The sequence below is a fragment of the Sphaerospermopsis kisseleviana CS-549 genome, assembly GCF_028329225.1.
Lineage (GTDB): Bacteria > Cyanobacteriota > Cyanobacteriia > Cyanobacteriales > Nostocaceae > Sphaerospermopsis > Sphaerospermopsis kisseleviana.
Genome location: NZ_JAQMTI010000319.1, coordinates 1 through 18,960, shown reverse-complemented (window position 1 = coordinate 18,960; position 18,960 = coordinate 1). Strand labels below are relative to the sequence as shown.

Here is an 18,960-nt window from a genome sequence, read left to right as displayed (position 1 = left end):
TTTATCGCCCGAATGCTTCGCCCGTACAAGAAAATTGTGATTAAAATTGATAATTTATTGCCCGGATGCTTCGCCCGTGCAAGACAATTGTGATCAAAATTGATAATTTATCGCCCGAATGCTTCGCCCGTACAAGACAATTGTGATCAAAATTGATAATTTATTGCCCGGATGCTTCGCCCGTGCAAGACAATTGTGATCAAAATTGATAATTTATTGCCCGGATGCTTCGCCCGTGCAAGAAAATTGTGATCAAAATTGATAATTTATCGCCCGAATGCTGATGCTTCCAGCACGCTTCGCGAACGCCCCTACAGGAGTCAGGAGTTAGGAGTCAGAATCAAGAATTAATTTTTACTCTTGCTCCCTGCTCCCTGCTTTCTTCATAACAAGTGTTCAAAAAAATATGATACTACCAGCCTGTTTCCGCTTTCTGGAAAACATAAGCGGCCACTTCCAGAATTTCCTGCTCGCTTAATTTGCTCTTGAAGGCGGGCATGGCACTTTTACCGTTCTGAATTTGATGGATAATGGTTTGAATAGGTTCGGTATCATAATTTTCTAAATATTTTGATAGTGCTGATTTTTGTAAAGTTTTATGTTCAACTAGGATATTAGCGCCTCCTATATGGCACGAAGCACAGTGATTACTAAAAATGGCGCTGCCTGTAGATGCTTCTGCGGCTAAGGCGGGATCAATGAATTGGAAGTTAAACAACAGGGCGATCGCCAACAGTAAAATTAATAAAGGTATTCTCAAGAGATTTTCCTCGTAACAAGCACATCTCTGATTTTAGATTTTAGATTTTGGATTTTGGATTTTGGATTGATATCACTAATAAATCCAAGAGATTGTGGCATCTTCAGTGATGGAATAACTTGTATATTATAATACGGCATTTATCAAATAAAATTTATCTTACAAACTAAAATTAGCGGTAACTAGCTCATCCCTTTATTCTTTCCCAGGGATCAAACTCGTTACCGCTCCTATTCATTAGTTTGTACCACCTGATGAGCAAAAAAATCATCTGGTGTTAAATGAGCGAGATTGTTAGCTGGCAACAGTTAGTTTACCAACCATACCCGCACCACGGTGAGGTTCGCAGTAGAAAGTGTAATCACCAGTTGGTGCATCTGCGGGGATAACTGTTTCCATTTTTTGCCCAGGATTGAGTGCTAATTTTTTGTGAGACAAAGATGCAGCTAAATCTTTATCCTTAGCAGGATTTTTTATAGGATCAAAGACAACGTTGTGGGGAGGAACTTTGTTGTTAAACCACACAATTGTGTCACCAGGTTTAACAGTTAACTGCTTAGGCTCAAATTGCAACAATCCTTTGTCACTACCCAATTTGACGGTGTAGGTTTCAGCAGATGCGGTGGGAGTGAAAACAGCAAAGCTGCTAACAACTAACAGTACAGTTAAAACAGCTAAAGTCAAGCGTCTCCAACTTGCTGCTATTAATTTCATGGCTCTCTCCTGAGATATAGTTTTATTTTTCTTTTCTTATGTTAACTACATTTAACACCAAATATGACAACCTGTCATAGATAAAATTTTTTTTTTTAATAATTAGCGGTTATTAATAGGAAAATGCAGCTTAAAATACAAAGTTCCCAATCCTGCTGCCAGAGAGCAAAGTCAAGTATAAGCAGTAGGTATAAGTCAACCAAGATAACAGTAATGCTTGAATGCACTCAGGTATCAGGACTAGGAAGTGAGATTTTTCTACAGTAAGGGCAAAATTGCCCATACTTTTAGAAAGTAAGAAGGCCAATGAGCAGATGTTTAGTAATGGATCTTACCACCACCCCATCTAATACCAACGATTTTTGGCTGGATGAGAATATGACCGGCGATCGCTGTCAAATCATCGTCTGTCAAGTTTCTCATTTCTGTAAAGATATCGGCGCTCTTGATACTAGGATGAATTTCAGAAATCTCGATTTCACCATCGTAGGTGGTAGGATTCTTCATGTAGTCAACCAGCCCTTCAATATTGTCACGTCTGGGTGTAGCTAGAGCTAAAGCTTCTGGTTCTAATCCTACGTTTTGATTAGTCTTGGTTACACCACCAGCATGACATTGAGCGCAGGTGTCATTAAATAATTTTTTACCTATTGCCAGTTGCGGTATGCTAATGACAACAGTATCACCCTGTTCGTTCAATTTGACAGTTCTGGTAGCTTGATCTAGTTCCAAAGCTGTTGCACTACCGATGAATAATTGAAAACTCAATACAACAGCAGCAACAACAACGCTTATCAGTCTTTTAAACATATTTCCCCTTCAAGTTTGTAATGCTCAACACAGCTAAGACACCAATAGTTTCAAAAAGCACAGATATTGATCTGATGCTATCTGATGCTAAAAGTTTGCCGGGTATCACCCCGACGGGGAGAACTACAACACCCCTGATCCTGTGGCTAAAAGCTATCAGGATGATTTTGGTAAAATATTCTCGCTATCATTAACATCAGCATGAATCAGTTTACCATTAGGTGCTGATCCTGAGTTTGTTAATCCCAGGGAATTAGAAATAGGAAAGATGCTGACAGATGCTCACAATTGATACAAATCTTTATCTAAAAATTTACAATTTGCAAAGTTAACCTTTGCCACCGGTAAAAGTCACACCTTGAATAAAGTAGCGATTGAAAAAAGCATAAATTCCTAAAGCTGGTAAAGTAAACACCATAGAAGCAGCCATAATATAATTCCAATAGCTGATATATTGACCTTTAAAGCTATTCAAACCCAGAGGTAAGGTAAACATTTCCGGGTCAAATAAAATTACCAGAGGTAGTATAAAATTATTCCAACTACCCATAAACACAAAAACCGCCTGTGCTGCTAGTGCTGGTTTTGCTAGGGGTAAAACAATATCTCGGAAAATCTCCCAAGTGCTTAAACCATCTAGTTGGGCTGCTTCTTCTAATTCTTTAGGAAAATTAACAAAAAACTGCCGCATCATAAAAATGAAGGTAGCATTTACCATAGTCGGTACAATCATACCTTGATAAGAATTAAGCCAACCCAATGCTTTTAAAATCAAAAATGTGGGAATGAGAGTAATTTGTGTGGGTACTGCTAAAACTGCGATTATTAAGAATAACCAAAAGCGTTTACCAGCAAATGTCAATCTAGCTAAAGCATAACCAGCCATTGAATTTAAAATTAAATTTAAAAACGTAACGCTAACAGCAATTATTACACTGTTAAATAACCACCGCCAAAATAGTGGTTCTTGGAGAAAAATTTGCTGATAGTTCTTAAAAGTAAAATTGTGAGGAATAAAATTTAGCTCACCGCTAATAATTTCTGAAAGAGGTTTAAAGGATGCAGAAAGCGCCCAAAGAAAGGGAATAATGGTGATAAAACCATAAATTATTAACAACAGATATAACAGGAAATTCAACCAAGAAAAACGAGAAACTTGATTCACAACTTGATTCACATTTTTTCACCTCCAAATATTCGCCTTTGGATCACCGTTACAGAAACGATTAAAGTTGCAAGTAAAAAAGCCACAGCAGCAGCATATCCCAATTGTAAATTTCTAAATACAGCTTGATAAATTAATAATACCACCGTCAAAGTAGCATTATTGGGTCCACCAGTGCCACCGGAAAAAATATAAGATTGATCAAATAATTGAAAAGTGCCAATTATGCCTACAGCTACCACAAACAAAGTCACAGGTTGCAATAAAGGAATAGTAATATTAATAAACTGATCCCATCCATTTGCACCATCTAAATCTGCTGCTTCATAAAGCGTTTGAGGAATATCCTGTAAAGCTGCTAAATAAATCACCATATAAAAGGGCGCAGTTGACCAAATATTCATGATCATAATGCCTTTTAACGCCACTTTGGGATCTCCTAACCAATTATAAGTAGGTAATCCAAAAAATGCCAGAAAATCATTTAGTAAACCATCGGTATTATAAATCCACATAAAGATGAGTGTTAACACCGCTGATGATGTAACTGTGGGCAAAAAATAGAGGATTCGCCACCAGTTTTTACCACGAATACCAGAATTTAAAGTAACTGCGAGAATTAAAGCTAAAATTGTTTGACAAGGGACAACAATTGCTACATATTCGACTGTATTTTTGAGAGCAATTTTTAATTGTTCGTCTTCTACCAAATGGGTGAAATTTCTCAAACCAATAAATTGATATTCAATACCGCCTAAAAGTTGTACTTTGTTGAGGGAAAGAAAGACAGCGTAGAGGATGGGGAGGATAACAAAAGTAAGTAATATGAAAATAGCAGGTAGCATGAAAAGATAACCTGCTAGGTTTTCGTTAATCTTCTTGGGTTGGTTGCGGGTTTGTCTGTTGATTTGCAACATATAAATAGATTATATATATTTTCATGGTAAATCTTCTATCCAGAGATTTTTTTATTTAGGACTTACGTAAGATGTGACTGAAAGCCTTATTCTTGCGTAGGGGTAATTCATGAATTACCCCTACTTTTGTTCCCTTTTGCATAAGTCCTGTTACTAATGAACCACGTTCAGCGAAGCTGTTCCCGCAGGGTAGACACGAAGGACACGAAGAAGGAAAGAAGGGAAGAAGGGAAGAAGGGAAGAAGGGAAGAAGGAAGATTTTATTTTGGTGGCCAAGGTCCTATTATTTCTATTCCCTGTTTTTCTTTTTCTGCTAGTTCTAAATTCAATGTTAGCAGTGTTTCTAATATGTCTTCTTCTGGTTGAATTTTATAAGCTGCCATTACCAGGTTGTCTAGTTGTTGATGTAGTTTATAAAGTTGGCTGCTTGGTTCGTTGAAGAATTTATTATATAGTGTGGTGATTCCCCATTGTTTTGTTTCCATTTGTTGGGTGCGATATTGATGGAGTTCTTCGGCTTTAGTGCGGATTTTTTCTACTATTTTTATATCTGCTGTTTGTGGAAATGGAAAGGTTTCAAAACAGGTGTTATGAGTATATGCTATATCTGCTTTTAATGTTGATTTTTGAGCGTGCATCCATTCACGATGTACATTAGATGTGAGAATACCAAATATATAAAAATCATCTGATGCAACTACAACTGATTTATCACCAGGTAGCCAATTTAAGGGTACTGGAATAAATATAGCCCACTTAGAAACTCTAGGAACTGTAAAATATAATGATAAAGATGAAATAGAATTTCTCATTTCTGGGCGATGACGCAAGTATCTCCACCAATAATTTCTTGCTTTTGCATCTCTGTTATTATCTCTTTGTGGTTTAACATTTTGTTTAATATATTCAAAGGGTAATTTATAATCACTAGCATCCTCAATAGGCATATTACTAAAATCAATAATCCATCTTTCAGGTTTACCATGAGGATTTTTTGCTAAATTTGCACCCATTGAAAATAATTTTAAAACCTCTTGATTTTTAGCATCTTTTTTAATCCATTCCTGTACTTGTTGTTCAGTAACTATAAAACCTTCACCAACAGGAATTACACCCTGAAAACATTTATTAAGATTTGCTTGTAACCGCACAGCTTGAGAAACATCAATACTAGATTTCAAAGAAGAATTGATTTGTGATACTATCTGATCATCTAAATAATACTTTTCTGGTTGTTGCTTACACCAATTCACAATACTAACATGAACTTTTGCAGCACCAGACCAAGGTTGTGTAGAAACAGCTTCATGTATATAACCGCCATTTTGAGTAATATAATCTAAAGCCGCAATTCTGCTTTTACCTTGACTAATAGAATTAGTCGCAACTAACCCAACTCTACCATTTTCATTAATTTTATCATGAGCTAATCTAAACCAATAAGCACAAAAATCAACTGAATCTTTCACATTTGGGAAAGTTTGAAAAATTCTGTCTACATATTCATCATTTAATGAAATTCTAATATGTTTACCACCCAAAAAAGGCGGATTTCCTATAATTGCATCTGCTTTTACCCATTCATTAAATAAAGCATCTTGACAAACAATATTATTATCTAAACTATCCAAAGGTAACGCAGGTTCAGTTAACTGTAAATTATCAATGGCAATTTTCCGCGCTATCATCAAAGTCACCCGCGCTAACTCCACCGCAAAAGGATTTGTATCCATCCCATAAAATTGTAAAGGTGTCACCAAACCCATCTGCATTTGTTTATCTTTTGATTTACTCAAATGCTGGATTTTTTCTAATAACAATATTTCAATTCTTTTTAATTCCTGATACGCTAAATACAGAAAATTACCCGAACCGCAAGCAGGATCTAAAACTCGATAACTTTGTAATTCTATTTGCAGTGTAGAAAGTTCCTTAACTGTATTTGCTGCTTCTATTCTCTCTTCCCAAAAACGGCTAATTGTAGGGCGGATAATTTTCATAATATCCGCTTCTGAGGTATAATGAATCCCTCTTGCATGACGTTCTTTTTTATCTACCGTTCCTTCAAATAAATTCCCAAAAATAGCAGGACGAACTTTACTCCAATTTTCCCGCGCTGATACATCTAAAAAATTTAATTCTTCCCTAGTTAATTCTATGGGATGAATCACCGAAAATAAACCACCATTAAAATAATCTACACCTTGATAACGTCCTGCGGGTGTAATTCCTGGTTGATTCATTTCCCGAAATAAACCACCTAAAACATCATAAGAACTCGCCCCTTTCATGCAATCTTGCACACAAGAAATGAACATATCACGGGGTAAAAGTTGTCTATCTTCTGCAAACATGGCTAACACACATTGCAAAATAAAACGCTGTGCTGTTAATTTTTCAATTCCTCTTTTTTCTAATTCTAATAATAATTCTCCCATGCGTTTGGCGGCGCGTTCTGTGACTTCTACTTGGTTATTTTGGAATACAGGGGTTTTTTGCCCTATTTCCATAAATGCCAATGCTCCAGCCCGTTCTGGTAGTTGCTCCAGGGATATTTTATCTACAGGTGTATCTAGTTGAATATCAAAGTCAAAAATCCAAAATTCATCGAAATTACATAAAATTACATATTTCGGTCGATTTGGTACTAACCTTGTCCAATAATCAAATGCTTGGGAATAATGTTTATTTAAGTCTTCTCCCCGTTTTTTCATTTCAATTAAAACGCGGGGTTTCCAAACTAAATCAGCGAATCCGGTTTTACCAGTTTTACTACTTTTTTTAATAGCTTCTTCGTAAGTCGCACCAGCTTCTAATGCTCCTTCATGACCAAAAGCACGAAAAAAGCGGTCAAGAAATGTTTGCGCTTCTTTGCGTTCCTGTCCGGTGATATGTTGTTGGCAGAATTGCACGAATTTTGATAAACTTTCTGGGGTGGATGATGTCATATCGCTGGATTATAAATATTTGGTTTTATTTGATGTGTATAATTCAATCATTATATGATAATTGATATTTTCCTGCAAGTGCAACAACAATAGGCAGCATCCCAAATGTGTAATTTGATTTTTTGGGAATCTTTGAATTGCTACAAAGTCCTAATATGAATGAACCGCAAAGAACGCAAAGGACACAAAGTTAAGAGGGTTTAAGAGAGTTTTTGGTATTGCTGAGTTGATTTTTTGAAAATTGGGATACTCCCTAAAAATAAAGATAACTCAATTAAGTAAATCAAACTTAAAAAACGTCATACCCAGATCCCCTTTAATCCAATTTCTACTCCATCATTTTCATCTGCTGATTAGCATTATTCTGCGCTTTTAACATTGCCTGTTTTAAAGATTGTTCGCCCAATAAAGCACTTAAAAATTGATTCTCAAAATTATTCACAATTACTGCTGGATATTTCCCAAGTTGCCAAGGTATAGCATCATCAAGACCTGCTACTAATGCAGACCTTAAACTATCATTATTATAACCTAATTTCTCGGCTACAGATTTACGAGTTGGTAAAGCAAAACCCGTTCCTGTCCATTTTTCCATTCCTTCTTTACCTGTCAAATAAGAAATTAATTCCCAAGCTGCTTTTTTATGTTTTGTTTGTTTATTCATGACATAAGCAACAGTATAAACCATTGTGCCTTTTTGATTATTAATTTTGGGGACTTCTGCGGTAGCAAAATCTAATTGGGGAAAGGTTTCTTGCAGATAAGGAATAGCCCAATTTCCCTCAATTACCATTGCCACTTTACCTTGTCCAAACATATCTGTACCTGAACTCGCACCAACATCTGATGGTAAGGCTGATGTTTGATATTTTCGATATTGATCTATCACTAATTGTAAACCTTTTAAAGCTTTTTCACTAGCAAAGGTAGCATTACCATTTTCATCAATTAAATTTCCCCCAAAAGCTTTAATTTTGTAAACATGACGTGATATTGCTGGACTTTCTCCAAACCCGTATCTATTAAGTTTACCTGTTAATTTTTGAGAGTAATTTAATAATTCATCCCAAGTAGTTGGCGGTTTATTTAAACCTGATTTTTTAAAAGCTTTTTTGTTATAAAATAAAGCTAAGGTAGAATAATCTTTAGGTATTCCATAAATATGGTTATGCTCTTTAAAGATTTCTAATAAATTTTGATCGAAATCTTGTAAATCAAATTTATCTGTGATGTAATTATTGAGAGGTTCTAAAACATTTTTACTTATTAAAAATGGAGCTTCTACAGCATCTAAATAAAATACATCTGGTGCAGCATCCCCAATGAAGCGAGTTTTAATTACATCCATATATTGATCAGAAATTAATTCATATTTAACTTTAATTTGGGGATGTTTGATTTCAAAATCTTGCAATACTTGTTTTAAAAGTTTTTGTTCTACAGGTGAACCACCCCAACCACTGAGTTTAATAGTAACTGCTGATTTACTGGGTGGTAATTGGTGACAACTGATCACAATGATAGCCACTGTGATAATTAATATACAGAATTTTAACCATTTGTATTTGTTCATGGACAGATAAGACAGATAAAACTTTTTATTTTCTCATTTTATTTTCTCATTTATAAATGCTGTAACTCCGGGAGCATCCCAATGAAATAAAAAATGACCGCAGCAACACTAAAAAATCTCTTAAACTCTCTTACCTTTGTGTCCTTTGCGCCCTTTGCGGTTCAATCATATTAAGCTTTGGGGCAGATTATTTCCATAGACAAAAATGAATTTACACATTTGGGATACTCCCGTAACTCAAGACTGATCTTTCAGCAGTCTAAATTTTTGTTGAGAAATGGTAGATAGAATAACAAACAATTATCATGATCGGAAATTTTACTCATTTCGTCACCGCTAGACGCTAGTTTATGGACTCGGTTAAAGTTGAAATATCTGCATCTTTAAATCTGGAAATTCCTCAGATTGATTCATTAAACACCGTCTCATCTTCTGAATCTCAATCTAGCTCTCGTTTTCCTAAAAATGCGATTCGTACTAGTTTACAAGCTTCTACTTATGATGCTATTTTTGCAACCATTTTTTCTATTACTACTGGGGGAATTTTACTTAGTAATTTTTTGGTAGAATTAGATGCTAGTCCGATAATTTTTGGGATGCTTTCTTCAATTCCCATGCTAGTAAATCTCATTCAACCTTTGGGTGCTTATCTTTCAGAGCGCACTACTAGCAGGTTTCGATATTCGGCGCTGGTTTATGGAATTTCTCGCCTATTTTGGCTGTTGTTAGTAATAGGTATTATCTGTAAGAGTTGGGGATTGATCAATTCTCAGCAGTTGGTGATATTAACGCTGGTAATTGTCTTTTTTAGTCATCTTGTTGGGGGTTTGGGATGTGCATCTTGGATGAGTTGGTTAGCAATTATTGTTCCTCGCAGGTTGCGGGGTAGATATTTTGGAATACGTAATAGTGCGGCCAGTTTAACTAATTTGTTATGTGTTCCTTTAGCGGGTTTTGCTGTTTCTCATTGGTTTGGGGGAACTCTTCAAGGTTATGGGGTGGTTTTGTTGGTGGGGATTTTATTTGGGTTAGTTAGTTTAGGTTGTCAGTATTTTCAAATTGATGTTAATCCCCAATTACAAAATACTTATATAGGACTTACGCAAAATAAAGACAAAGTAGAGGTAATTCATGAATCAGTAGGGGTAATTCATGAATTACCCCTACCCTACAATAAGGAAAATGATAAAAATTCCCATTTTTGGATATTTTTACTGTATTTCAGTTTATGGATGTTGGCTTTTAATCTTTGCGCCCCTTTTGTAAATCTTTATCTGCTGGAAACTTTAAATATAGATGTGGGTTGGGTGACGGTTTACAGCAGTTTGCAAGCGGGGGCAAGTTTGCTAATGGTGGTTTTGTGGGGTAGGTTAGCAGATAAATTAGGAAATCGTCTGATTTTGATATTTGTGGGGATAATTGTTGCAGTTACGCCTTTATTTTGGTTTGGAATTGGTAACAGAAATTTAGATATTTGGTTGTGGCTACCACTATTACATATTTTTATCGGTGGTACTGGGGCGGCGGTGGATTTATGTAGTAATAATTTGCAGATTGGTGTTACACCATTAAGAAATCAATCTATTTATTTTGCGATCGCTGCTGCTATTGCCGGTGTCACTGGTGCTTTAGGGACAACTATCGGCGGTTTTATCGCCCAATCTCCCCATTTTGGCGGTTTATTAGGTTTATTTGCCCTTTCTAGCATTTGCAGACTGGCAGCATTGATCCCGCTTGTGTTTGTGAGGGAACAGGTGACAGGTGACAGGTGACAGTAGAGATGGGGAAGCAGGGGAAGGAGGGGAAGCAGGGGAAGATTAAGAACCCAATCACCAATCACCAATCACCAATCACCAATCACCAATCACCTACTCTACCCCTGTAGAAGTTAATGTCATGGTTTCCCACAAAACCATGTTAGGTGCGGTGGGCATGGGTTGGTGTAAAGATATTAACTGTGCCAAGGTATTTTTTAACTGAGTGCGGGGAACAATTTCATCTACAAAACCATGTTTGAGTAAGTCTTCAGCGGTTTGGAAGTCTTCGGGTAGTTTTTCCCGCAGGGTTTGTTCAATAACTCGTCTGCCAGCAAAACCGATGGTGGCTTTGGGTTCGGCGATGATGATATCACCCAACATAGCAAAACTAGCGGTAACGCCGCCGGTGGTGGGGTTTGTCAGGACGGGAATGTATAATAAACGAGCATCTTGATGACGTTGTAGTGCAGCGGAAATTTTCGCCATTTGCATTAAGGACAGCATTCCTTCCTGCATTCTCGCACCACCAGAGGTACAAACGATAACTACAGGATAGCGGCGTTGGGTAGCTTGTTCTATTAAGCGGGTGAGTTTTTCACCGACAACAGAACCCATGCTACCACCCATAAAGCGGAAGTCCATGACTCCTAAAGCGATGGGTAAACCGTTAATTTGACCTAAACCGGTTTTTACTGCGTCTATCAAACCGACTTTTTCTTGAGTTTCCCGGATGCGATCGCTGTAGGGTTTGCGATCGCGGAATCCTAAAGGATCAGTGGGACGCAAATTTTCATCTATGGGTTTCCAAGTATTTGCATCAATTAACTGACGGATACGCTCATCACTATCGACTCGGTTATGATGACCGCATTCTGCACAAACCATTTGATTAGCTTTCAAGTCTTTAGCATAAGCCAAAACACCACATTTCGCGCATTTGTGCCATAAACCATCGGCTATTTCCCGTTCTTGTTTTTCTAAATGGGGAGATCCTGATTTACGACGATTTGCAAACCAATCAAATAGAGACTTTAAACCGCGTGATTCTTCGTTGTTTGCCATTTTTATCTTATTTAAGTAGGTATGAGATTCAAAACAGGTCAATCAATATTGGGATTTGGGATTTTAGATTTGGGATTTTAGATTGACCTCACCCACTGCTGGAGCGGGTATTGTGAATTGTGGATTTGAGGTAAGTATTCAGAAGATAGACTACAGAAGTCAGAATAATAACGCCTTATAGCGTCAGCTTTGATAATTTTGCTAAAATCTTGCTTCTCTCTATTCCTGATTTTATAAGCACTCTGACTCCTGACTCCTGACTCCTGACTCCTGACTCCTGATGATTTTTCTTAGCTTGACTAAATCACCAAATTACGCTTGTAACTAATTTTCGACTTGATTTTGTATTTTTTGGTTGATAGCTTAATAAAAATGCTGCTGCCAATACAACTTTTTTCCAAATGTGTCAGGGGACTTAATTGTATCAACGTATCGGCAAAGGTGTGAAAATACAAAACCTCCATGAAAATGAATCTTCCTCCCAATACATTATTTTTATTATTCAATGGTAAGCTATCAGCATTTATGACATTAGTTGTATTTGCCAACTGCCAAAAGTATTGTTTGACTGTAATACAATTCACAGGTTAATCTTACCAAAATATAAAGATCCAATGAAGTAATGCTGGTTACAGTCATGTGGTTACAGTCATGTGGTTACAGTCATGGAGGGTGTAGGTTGCTGAGGATGAGAATAAAAAACATTTAAATCTAATATTAAAGAAAAGTGATTTTAAAGTTTGAATTTGATGATAATAGGTGATTGGTGATTGGTGACTGGGAACAAGTAATTGGTAAGAATAAACTCTTGCCTCTTGCCTTCGTACTGACTCCTGCTATAAGTAAGTCGGCACGAAAAAACCAAGGTATGTAACAAAATGTAAAATTGATAAAAACCTTGTCCCTCCTGCCTTCTGTGTGGGAGCATCCCAATTTTGAAAAAAGAACCGCAGTAACACCAAAAACTCTCTGAAAATCTCTTACCTTTGTGTCCTTTGCGTTCTTTGAGGTTCAATCATATTAGGTCTTTGGAGCATTTTTACATTAGATAAAAATAAATTTACAAATTTGGGATGTTCCCTTCTGCCTCCTACCTCCTGCCTTGTCATCACGACAATTTTTAACGCCTACCTACTTAACTGATATATTTCAAGATGGTGGTAGCACAAACTGTAGGTAAGAAGACAAAATAGCTTCACCACCAAAAACAGCAATTACCGCCCCCAAAGCTAAGAAAGGACCAAAAGGCATTCTTTGTCCCATTTGATGGCGTGAGACCATAATTGCACCTCCACCTATTAATACTCCCAAAAAACAGGCCATAAAACTAGCTATTAGCAGATGCTTCCAACCTAACCAAGCGCCCATCATCGCTGCTAGTTTCCCATCACCTGCACCCATGACGGGTTTTCCATAGGCTAGATAACCTAAAATTGAGATGCTATCAAACAGCCATAAGCCCAAGACTGTACCACCTATTCCAAACATTAGCTGTTTGATCCCACCCACCCAGCTATTTTCTGTTAAAAAACCTAAACCCATTTGAAAAACTAAGCCCAATACCAATCCCGACTTGGTAAGTTGACCGGGTAAAATCATTGTATCCCAGTCTATAAGAGATAGAGCTAATAACCAACTGCAAAAAGCCCAATAACCAATTGTTAAGGCTGAAAATTGAAATACCCAAAATACTATTAAAAATATAATTCCTGTTATCGCCTCTACTACAGGATAACGGGGAGAAATTTTGGTGTGACAATAACGACATCTTCCTTTTAACCACAACCAACCAAACACAGGTACGTTATCATAAGCTTTTAATTGGTTTAAGCATTTAGGACAGCGAGAAGGCGGCCAAAGTAAGGATAATCCCGCAGGTAGGCGATAAACTACAACATTGATAAAGCTACCAATAGCAGCCCCCAAAGCGAAGACAATGATACTAGCAGGGACGAAAATCAATGTTTCCATATTGTCAGTTGTCATTAGTCATTAGTTATTCTTCCCAGTCACCAGTCACCAGTCACCAGTCACCAGTCACCAATCACCTAATACATATACGATTCAATTTGTTGTAAGGGTATAAAACATTCCTGTGGTAAGAGAATGGGTTGCTGAGTAAAAATTACTTTACCCCGATGAGTGACGCGACTAATTGCTACTCCTGAAGCTTGCCCCACAATTTCAGGATGTACCTCACAGTAGGTATAGTAAATTTGCCCAGCAGCTTTGATCACGGTGGGATCTACCAAAGGGGTTTGGTTTGCTGGGGTGGTGAAATTTCCCTGTCCTTGTCGTGAAGCGTACACTATTAGTTGTTATGTTATTGATAGATTTGCTTCTAGTGTATCTGAAACTTTTAGCAAAAAACGCTAAAATTTTCTTTTAGTACAATCAAACTATTTTGTTTCCAGAATCTTGATTAAAGCTTCACCCATTGCGCGACAACCTAAAAGATTCATTCCTGGGGACATAATATCTCCTGTGCGATCGCCTTGTTGTAAAACTTGTAACACTGCATTTTCTATTAAATCCGCTGCTGCTGGTTGATCTAAATCATACCGTAACATCATGGCTGCACTTAAAACCTGTGCTAAGGGGTTGGCTTTATCTTGTCCCGCAATATCGGGGGCTGAACCGTGAACGGGTTCATATACACCAGGTCCAGAAGCTCCCAAACTAGCAGAAGGTAACATCCCAATACTACCAGTTAACATGGCCGCAGCATCGGAAAGAATATCACCGAACAAGTTACCAGTAACAATAGTATCAAATTGTTTGGGGGCGCGGACTAATTGCATGGCAGCGTTATCTACATATAAATGAGATAATTCAACATTTGGATATTCTGAAGCCAGCTTAGTCATTTTCTCTCGCCAAAGTTGAGATACATCTAATACATTGGCTTTATCCACAGAACAAAGTTTTCCGCCGCGTTTTTGGGCAGTTTCAAAGGCAACTTTACCAATTCTCTCTATTTCCGATTCGCTGTAAACCATCGTATTTACACCACGTCTTTCTCCGGTTTCTGTAGCAAAAATACCTTTAGGTTTACCGAAGTAAATCCCGCCTGTGAGTTCCCGCACTACCATAATATCTACACCTTCGACTACTTCCCGTTTCAAGGTGGATGCGTCTATAAGTTGGGGTAATATTTTAGCAGGTCGTAAATTGGCAAAAAGTTCTAAACCTGCTCTTAATCCTAATAAACCCGCTTCAGGACGTTTATCAGAGGGTAAAGTGTCCCATTTATAACCACCGATAGCAGCGAGCAATACTGAATCACTGCTGCGACAAGTTTCTAATGTTGCAGATGGTAGAGGTTCATCGGTTTCATCTATCGCTGCACCACCGATGAGGGCGGTTTGAAAATCAAAGTTCAAATCAAAGCGTTTAGCGACGACTTTTAGCACGTCCACTGCTACGGCCATTATTTCTGGTCCAATACCATCTCCGGGAAGTAGGGTGATACGATAGTTTTTTGTCATGGTTTTGTTAATGGGTGTTTGTTTGCAGATTAATTATCATACCAGTGAGTAGTCAGTTTTTGATATCTCACGCAAAGACGCAAAGACGCAAAGGAAGAATACAAAAGGCATGGTAAAATACATGAGAACTTCTTTTATTTTCAATTTCTATCAATTTCCATCTGGTGTGACGTACTCTCCCAGTTGTGCGAAATTTTATCACTATAATTTAACGCAGATAAACACAGATAAACACAGATAAACACAGATAAAAGTTTAAAATAGCGGTAATAGTATGAATTTATGTTATTCTCAATATAGAAAATAAACCGGAGGCTACTAAAAATGACCCAAGAATTAATAGACCTCAGAAACAGTATTTTACAAGGAAATTATACAGAAGCTTTAGCAATTGTAGATGAATTAGAAGGAATGAGTAAAAAAGCAATAATCAGACAAATTAAATCATTCTTAAAAATACTACTCATTCATATAATTAAAAATCAAATAGAAAAAAGATTAACAAATTCTTGGATGGCTTCTATTCGTAATTCAATTAGAGAAATTCAAGAAATCAATCTCAAAGAAAACAAAAAATCCTATTACATCAATGAAGATGAATGGGAAAATTTAATAGAAGAATCAGTTATAGAAGATGCGATCGCAGATGCTAGTTTAGAAATAATGAACGGTAAATATACTCGTTCTCAACTATCAACTATAGTAAATAGAAAGCAAGTTATCAACACAGCAATTACATTTTTATCTCTCACTTATACCTATTCACCCAAAGAATTACCAGCTATCATGGATGATTATTTAAGTCAGTTAATAGCAGATATTTAAAAGATATTTAAAAGATATTTAAAAGATATTTAAAAGATATTTAAATTTGCACAACAGCTTAACTGCTTTTATTTTCAATTTTTATCAATTTTCATCTGGTGTAACGTACTCTCCCAATTGTGCAAATCTGATTTCTATTCTTCTGCGTTTACCTCTGGTTGCTGGATCTTTTCTCGTATTTTTTTTAGCAAATCCTTGATTTTCTGGTAAAAATAATTGTGCTGCTGAATATGCTCTAAATTGGACTTTTTTAAATCGAGATAATCTAGTTTGATTTTGCGCTTTTTGCAGTTCTTTGACTACTGATAATGCTCGCATTAAACCTAAATCAGCATTAGAACGAGGACATAAGGTGTTAATATTTTGATTACCTGTGGCAACATTTTCTAGGTGATTATCTAAAGGTTTTAATGTTGGATTATTAGGGTTATTACAGTTGAGAAAATTTACTGGTTGATCATCGGTATGGCCTATAATTTCTAGTACCTCAGTTTCATTATTACATTGTTCTTGTTGAGAAAGGGTTTCTTCAATTAATTTTAATATTTTCCCTGGTTTGTTACCTTGCAAAATATCACTTTTTAAGTTATTTGGTAAAACTGCACTCCCTGAGTCAAAACTATATTGTTCAGAAGGAAGGTTAATAATTTTCGGTTCACAAACTATCCCTGGTGGTGGTGGTGGTTTTTTTTGAGCTACCACAAATACTAATAATAAGGTAATAATCATAAATGCGTTAGACATTAAATCTGTAAAGGATGTCCAAATTGTAAAGGTTTCGCTATTATTATTAGAACTATGGCGATTTCTTCTTTGCATAATAATTAAGTTCAATAGGTTCAAATTTTCTGGGTTAAGATCCTCGACTTCTACTATCAATTTATATTTGATTGACAGAATAGTAAAATAAGTCGGGGATCTGGTTAATTTAATTTTATATTTGTTAATTTTGTGATTGTTGGAATTGTTGGAAGTTGGTTAATAATACAGATAGGTTACTATTGATTTGTTGCAACATTTGGGAATTTTGATTGAGTTGGTTGGCGGTAGTTTGTAATTGATTAACTTGATTTCCTAACATAGAGGCTAATTGGGGTATATTATTATTAGATGATTGGGTTGCATTGTTGATTAATCCTGCTAATTGTTGGAGGTTTGTATTATATTCTCCTACTTGTAAACTATGTTGATTTAAAGATGTGACAATTTGGTTAACATTATTATTAAATGTTTGGGTAGATGTGGAAATACTGTTAACATTCTGCAAGAGACGATCTGTAACGGTAGTGAGATTTTGTTGATTATTTTGTATGAGGTTTTTTACATCGTTAGAATTATTAATTAATGTGTTACTGAGATTTTTCATGTTATCTTTATTATTTTGAGCTAATTTTTGGATTTGTTGGGAATTATTGATTAAGCTATCACTGAGATTTTCTAAACTATCTCCATATTTTTCTAGGGAAGATATAGATTTTTCAAATGATTGTGATGATGTGAGTAAGGATGAGGAAATATCAACAAATTTTGTAGTTAAGTTTGCTATATTAGCAGTAGCATTACTTAAAACATTTGCTCCTGTTTGCATGGTTTGGGAAGATTGATTAACAATAGTTTGAAAGTTATTTGCAGAAGTATTAATTTTATCTGTAGCTTCCGTGATCGCAGTTGCAAATTTTTTGGTGTTTTGATCTAAACCTGAAAGGAAACTTTTTAAGCTATTAGAGTAGTTATCAATAGATGTAATTAACTGATCTATTTTGCTGGTAGTTTGACTGTTTAGCAAAAATTCATTATCAATGGAATGTTCTATGGAGATGATTAAGTTTTCTTTTTCTATTTCTAATTCTGATACTGGGTAAAATTTAACTAAAAAAATACTACAAGCTAATGCAAATAAACTACTACCAAAAGCTACACCCATTGAGTTAACAATATTTGGTAAAATTGTTTGTATGTCTACTTCACCTCCTAGATTACCGCTAATCAATAACAGATTTAAAGTAATTCCTAAAAAAGTACCAAATAATCCAATTGATAAGAGGAAATTTGGCAAAGATTGATAATAACGTTTATCTTTTTCCCAGTCTTGTAAGTGAGAATTTGTCACACTGTCTATTAAAGCTGCTTTATTAATTTGTTCATATTTTGTTGGATGACGATTATAAACATCTTTAATTGCATTCGCTATCCCTTGTTTTAAAGATGGTTGAAATTGATTTTGTAATTTTTTTCTGATGTCATAACCATCCCATGTTAAATAAATAGTTAATACGGCAAATCCCAAAACTACGAAATATGAAAAATATTGTCTACTGGATGGGATGAAAGCATAAATGAGAATAAATAAGACGCTTAAACTTAGTAGGGGATAACGAATTTTATTGTTCATGATTTTCCTGTTTGATTAATTTTATTTTGACTTTTTGAAAAATTCCCCGTCAGATCCCCGAATTTTTTATTTAATCGTGACAAGAAATTATGGTTTATTAACAGAAGTCGGGGATCTTACCCCGGAATCATTACCGTAAAAATACTTAATAAATCAACCAAGGTAAATTTCACCAATCATAGCATATTTGGTATAGTATAGATCAAGTAAAATTTCTTAATCTTTACTCATGCTGAAGATGAAGAAGGGGATCATCTCTGTGATGGTGGTGCTATTATGAATAATGTCGGTGGAAAATATCAACTGCTCAAAATTTTAGGAAGTGGTAATTTTGGGACAACTTAACAGCACTTCCCAGTGTCATGAGGTACACTATGAACAGGCAAGACTTGTACTGAGCGACTTGTACTGAGCGACTTGTACTGAGCGACTTGTACTGAGCGCAGTCGAAGTAAGTCGAAGTAAGTCGAAGTAAGTCGAAGTAAGTCGAAGTAAGTCGAAGTAAGTCGAAGTAAGTCGAAGTAAGTCGAAGTAAGTCGAAGTAAGTCG

17 protein-coding genes are annotated in these 18,960 nt (G+C 36.0%); 2 read left to right on the top strand and 15 right to left on the bottom strand.

Annotated elements, in window-relative coordinates; all coding sequences use genetic code 11:
• Nucleotides 1-412 precede the first annotated feature (412 nt).
• The 7 genes from petJ to PN497_RS24685 all read right to left on the bottom strand — a co-directional run bounded on the left by petJ (nucleotide 413) and on the right by PN497_RS24685 (nucleotide 8,887).
• Entirely contained in the window at nucleotides 413-760 is a 348-nt protein-coding gene (petJ, locus tag PN497_RS24715; RefSeq protein ID WP_096568360.1) for a cytochrome c6 PetJ, read from the bottom strand.
• 294 nt (nucleotides 761-1,054) lie between these two features.
• Complete coding sequence (gene petE, locus PN497_RS24710; protein ID WP_096568357.1) at nucleotides 1,055-1,474, bottom strand: plastocyanin; 420 nt, start codon at nucleotides 1,472-1,474, stop codon at nucleotides 1,055-1,057.
• Nucleotides 1,475-1,792: 318 nt separating this feature from the next.
• On the bottom strand, nucleotides 1,793-2,284 hold the full coding sequence (gene psbV, locus PN497_RS24705; RefSeq protein ID WP_096568354.1) for a photosystem II cytochrome c-550: 492 nt from the start codon (nucleotides 2,282-2,284) through the stop codon (nucleotides 1,793-1,795).
• 328 nt (nucleotides 2,285-2,612) lie between these two features.
• Nucleotides 2,613-3,449 carry a carbohydrate ABC transporter permease gene (locus PN497_RS24700; RefSeq protein ID WP_096572686.1) on the bottom strand — a complete coding sequence of 279 codons (837 nt, stop codon included), beginning with the start codon at nucleotides 3,447-3,449 and terminating at the stop codon, nucleotides 2,613-2,615.
• Nucleotides 3,450-3,457: 8 nt separating this feature from the next.
• Entirely contained in the window at nucleotides 3,458-4,366 is a 909-nt protein-coding gene (locus tag PN497_RS24695; RefSeq protein ID WP_096568349.1) for a carbohydrate ABC transporter permease, read from the bottom strand.
• Nucleotides 4,367-4,626: 260 nt separating this feature from the next.
• Complete coding sequence (locus PN497_RS24690; protein WP_096568346.1) at nucleotides 4,627-7,314, bottom strand: DNA methyltransferase; 2,688 nt, start codon at nucleotides 7,312-7,314, stop codon at nucleotides 4,627-4,629.
• Nucleotides 7,315-7,642: 328 nt separating this feature from the next.
• A complete protein-coding gene (locus tag PN497_RS24685; protein WP_096568343.1) occupies nucleotides 7,643-8,887 on the bottom strand; it encodes an ABC transporter substrate-binding protein in 1,245 nt (414 codons plus the stop codon).
• A gap of 350 nt (nucleotides 8,888-9,237) precedes the next feature.
• Here PN497_RS24685 and PN497_RS24680 point away from each other — a divergent pair, with 350 nt between their 5' ends.
• Nucleotides 9,238-10,659 (top strand): MFS transporter, encoded by a 1,422-nt coding sequence (locus PN497_RS24680; protein WP_096568340.1) that lies wholly within the window; start codon nucleotides 9,238-9,240, stop codon nucleotides 10,657-10,659.
• 96 nt (nucleotides 10,660-10,755) lie between these two features.
• On the opposite strand, the gene accD is transcribed toward PN497_RS24680, so the two are convergent.
• The 5 genes from accD to leuB all read right to left on the bottom strand — a co-directional run bounded on the left by accD (nucleotide 10,756) and on the right by leuB (nucleotide 15,194).
• Nucleotides 10,756-11,706, bottom strand: coding sequence for an acetyl-CoA carboxylase, carboxyltransferase subunit beta (accD, locus tag PN497_RS24675; protein WP_096568337.1), 951 nt, complete (start codon nucleotides 11,704-11,706; stop codon nucleotides 10,756-10,758).
• A 299-nt stretch (nucleotides 11,707-12,005) separates the two neighbouring features.
• On the bottom strand, nucleotides 12,006-12,290 hold the full coding sequence (locus PN497_RS24670; RefSeq protein ID WP_190348414.1) for a hypothetical protein: 285 nt from the start codon (nucleotides 12,288-12,290) through the stop codon (nucleotides 12,006-12,008).
• Nucleotides 12,291-12,855: 565 nt separating this feature from the next.
• Complete coding sequence (locus tag PN497_RS24665) at nucleotides 12,856-13,677, bottom strand: prepilin peptidase (RefSeq protein WP_096568334.1); 822 nt, start codon at nucleotides 13,675-13,677, stop codon at nucleotides 12,856-12,858.
• A gap of 77 nt (nucleotides 13,678-13,754) precedes the next feature.
• Complete coding sequence (locus PN497_RS24660; protein ID WP_096568332.1) at nucleotides 13,755-14,015, bottom strand: hypothetical protein; 261 nt, start codon at nucleotides 14,013-14,015, stop codon at nucleotides 13,755-13,757.
• Between the two features lie 90 nt (nucleotides 14,016-14,105).
• Nucleotides 14,106-15,194: a 3-isopropylmalate dehydrogenase gene (gene leuB / locus PN497_RS24655; protein WP_096568329.1), complete on the bottom strand. Its 1,089-nt coding sequence runs from the start codon at nucleotides 15,192-15,194 to the stop codon at nucleotides 14,106-14,108.
• Between the two features lie 324 nt (nucleotides 15,195-15,518).
• On the opposite strand from leuB, the gene PN497_RS24650 reads away from it, so the two are divergent.
• On the top strand, nucleotides 15,519-16,019 hold the full coding sequence (locus PN497_RS24650; RefSeq protein ID WP_096568325.1) for a hypothetical protein: 501 nt from the start codon (nucleotides 15,519-15,521) through the stop codon (nucleotides 16,017-16,019).
• An 84-nt stretch (nucleotides 16,020-16,103) separates the two neighbouring features.
• Here the strand turns inward: PN497_RS24650 and PN497_RS24645 are convergent, their stop codons facing one another.
• The 3 genes from PN497_RS24645 to PN497_RS24635 form a co-directional block, all read right to left on the bottom strand.
• Nucleotides 16,104-16,838: a flagellar motor protein gene (locus PN497_RS24645; RefSeq protein WP_096568322.1), complete on the bottom strand. Its 735-nt coding sequence runs from the start codon at nucleotides 16,836-16,838 to the stop codon at nucleotides 16,104-16,106.
• Nucleotides 16,839-16,962: 124 nt separating this feature from the next.
• A complete protein-coding gene (locus PN497_RS24640; RefSeq protein ID WP_096568319.1) occupies nucleotides 16,963-18,411 on the bottom strand; it encodes a hypothetical protein in 1,449 nt (482 codons plus the stop codon).
• 341 nt (nucleotides 18,412-18,752) lie between these two features.
• The coding region (locus PN497_RS24635) for a hypothetical protein (protein ID WP_272111013.1) at nucleotides 18,753-18,960 on the bottom strand (208 nt) is incomplete at its 5' end.

Excerpts from the sequence above, each read along its gene's own strand:
- PN497_RS24695 (WP_096568349.1), bottom strand. The coding sequence starts at position 4,366 with ATGTTGCAAATCAACAGACAAACCCGCAACCAACCCAAGAAGATTAAC.
- leuB (WP_096568329.1), bottom strand. The coding sequence starts at position 15,194 with ATGACAAAAAACTATCGTATCACCCTACTTCCCGGAGATGGTATTGGA.
- accD (WP_096568337.1), bottom strand. The coding sequence starts at position 11,706 with ATGGCAAACAACGAAGAATCACGCGGTTTAAAGTCTCTATTTGATTGG.
- PN497_RS24665 (WP_096568334.1), bottom strand. The coding sequence starts at position 13,677 with ATGGAAACATTGATTTTCGTCCCTGCTAGTATCATTGTCTTCGCTTTG.
- petE (WP_096568357.1), bottom strand. The coding sequence starts at position 1,474 with ATGAAATTAATAGCAGCAAGTTGGAGACGCTTGACTTTAGCTGTTTTA.
- PN497_RS24640 (WP_096568319.1), bottom strand. The coding sequence starts at position 18,411 with ATGAACAATAAAATTCGTTATCCCCTACTAAGTTTAAGCGTCTTATTT.
- PN497_RS24645 (WP_096568322.1), bottom strand. The coding sequence starts at position 16,838 with ATGCAAAGAAGAAATCGCCATAGTTCTAATAATAATAGCGAAACCTTT.
- PN497_RS24680 (WP_096568340.1), top strand. The coding sequence starts at position 9,238 with ATGGACTCGGTTAAAGTTGAAATATCTGCATCTTTAAATCTGGAAATT.
- PN497_RS24685 (WP_096568343.1), bottom strand. The coding sequence starts at position 8,887 with ATGAACAAATACAAATGGTTAAAATTCTGTATATTAATTATCACAGTG.
- PN497_RS24690 (WP_096568346.1), bottom strand. The coding sequence starts at position 7,314 with ATGACATCATCCACCCCAGAAAGTTTATCAAAATTCGTGCAATTCTGC.
- psbV (WP_096568354.1), bottom strand. The coding sequence starts at position 2,284 with ATGTTTAAAAGACTGATAAGCGTTGTTGTTGCTGCTGTTGTATTGAGT.
- PN497_RS24650 (WP_096568325.1), top strand. The coding sequence starts at position 15,519 with ATGACCCAAGAATTAATAGACCTCAGAAACAGTATTTTACAAGGAAAT.